Origin of the sequence: Burkholderia sp. E168m23 (assembly GCF_016586125.1) — a bacterium.
Taxonomy (GTDB): domain Bacteria; phylum Pseudomonadota; class Gammaproteobacteria; order Burkholderiales; family Burkholderiaceae; genus Burkholderia; species Burkholderia orbicola.
The window spans coordinates 1-1,860 of the sequence record NZ_BCPP01001171.1; the positions used below are offsets into that span (position 1 = coordinate 1).

Annotated in this window: 2 protein-coding genes and 1 pseudogene; all 3 read left to right on the forward strand. The window is 68.0% G+C overall.

Translation table 11 applies throughout. From position 1 onward, the window contains the following. A partial coding sequence (locus JMF90_RS35300; RefSeq protein ID WP_374104325.1) for a ComEC/Rec2 family competence protein occupies nt 1–304 on the forward strand: 304 nt, incomplete at its 5' end. 189 nt (nt 305–493) lie between these two features. Continuing rightward, nucleotides 494–1,339, forward strand: coding sequence for an alpha/beta fold hydrolase (locus tag JMF90_RS35305; RefSeq protein ID WP_034174518.1), 846 nt, complete (start codon nt 494–496; stop codon nt 1,337–1,339). A 191-nt stretch (nt 1,340–1,530) separates the two neighbouring features. Next, nucleotides 1,531–1,860, forward strand: a pseudogene (gene pyrG / locus JMF90_RS35310) (CTP synthetase); the annotation flags it as partial.

Below are 1,860 nucleotides of genomic sequence, written 5' to 3' on the forward strand. Positions count from 1 at the left end.
GAATGACGTGCGCGACGCACTGGCCGCGCAGATCCTGATCGTTCCGCACCACGGCAGCCGCACGTCGTCGGTCGAGCCTTTCCTCGATTCGGTCGGGCCGCGCGTCGCGGTATTTCCTGTAGGCTATCGCAATCGTTTCGGGCATCCGCACCGGACCGTGCTGGCCCGCTACGAGGCGCGCGGGATTCCGCTGCCGCGCACCGATCGCGACGGCGCCGTGCGATTCGACGTCGCGCCGGCCGGCGGCGGGTTCGCCTTCGCGCGTTATCGCGACGAACGGCACCGGTACTGGATGGACCGGTGATCGCGGGAAGGCCGGCGTATCGGGACGGAAAGCCCGGGGCCGGCGTGCCGTGCCGAGGCACGGTTCCGACAGAATACGAAACATGGGACTGGCGTGAGAGCCAAAGCGCCAACGCCGGTCGACCGCGAAGCATGGGGCGGGAGTAAGTGCTGAAGCACTCACTCCCACCGACAAAGGAGACATCGGCGTTTGAAGGACATCCTCCACTTCTCGCATGCGAACGGCTTCCCGGCGTCGACGTACCGGACGATCTTCGCCGAACTGGCCGACGACTACGAGTTGCGCTACGTCGAACGGATCGGCCACGACCGCCGCTACCCGGTGACGCGCGACTGGCCGCATCTCGTCGAGCAACTGCTCGACGACATCGGCAGCCGCTACGAGCGTCCGGTCTGGCTCGTCGGCCATTCGCTCGGCGGCTACCTGTCGCTGATGGCCGCGCTGAAGAAGCCGCAGTGGGTGCGCGGCGTCGTGATGATCGATTCGCCGATCATCGCGGGCTGGCGTGCCGGCGCGCTGCGCGCGAGCCAGTGGGCGGGGCTCGACGAGCGGCTGTCGCCGGCCGCGGCGACGCGCAACCGGCGCACCCGCTGGATGAGCCGCGACGAAGTCTGGCGGCACTTCCGCGAGAAGCCCGCGTTCGCGCGCTGGGACGAACGGATGCTGGCCGACTATATCGACTACGGGATTCCACAGGCCGGCGCCGACGGCGAGCGCGCGCTCGCATTCGACCGTCAGGTCGAATACCTGATCTACCGGACGCTGCCGCACACGCTCGGCCCGCGGCTCGCGCACGGCGCGCCGGTGCCGCTCGGCTTTCTCGCCGGCACGCGCTCGCGCGAGGTGCGGCAAGTCGGGCTCGATGCGACACGCCGCGCGACGCGGGGGCGCATCGAATGGCTCGAGGGCAGCCACCTGTTCCCGATGGAGCGGCCGATCGAGACCGCCCGCGCATTGCAGCGGATGCTGAATTCGCTGAAGGCGGAAGAGGGCGGCGTTTCGCAGGCCGGCGCGCCGCTCGCGAAGCGCGCCTGACGTTTCGCCGGGCGGCTGGAACGCCCGCCGGCGCATGCGTGCGGCGCCGACCGGCCGGCCGGTTCGTACCGGCGCGCACGGCCGGCGCGGGTCGGCACGGATTGGCCCGAACGGGGCGCGATCATCACGCCAATTGCTGAGAGAAGGGCGGGCTTTACGGTATAATCCGTTTTTCCCGCGAGCATCCAGCGATGACCAAATATGTTTTCGTCACCGGCGGCGTAGTTTCTTCCCTTGGCAAGGGCATTGCCGCCGCTTCCCTCGCCGCGATCCTCGAATCGCGCGGTCTGAAAGTCACCCTCCTCAAGCTTGATCCCTACATCAACGTCGACCCCGGCACGATGAGCCCGTTTCAACACGGCGAAGTGTTCGTGACGGAAGACGGAGCGGAGACCGACCTCGACCTCGGCCACTACGAGCGCTTCATCAGCACGAAGATGCGCAAGGCCAACAACTTCACGACCGGCCAGATCTACGAATCGGTGATCCGCAAGGAACGCCGCGGCGACTATCTCGGCAAG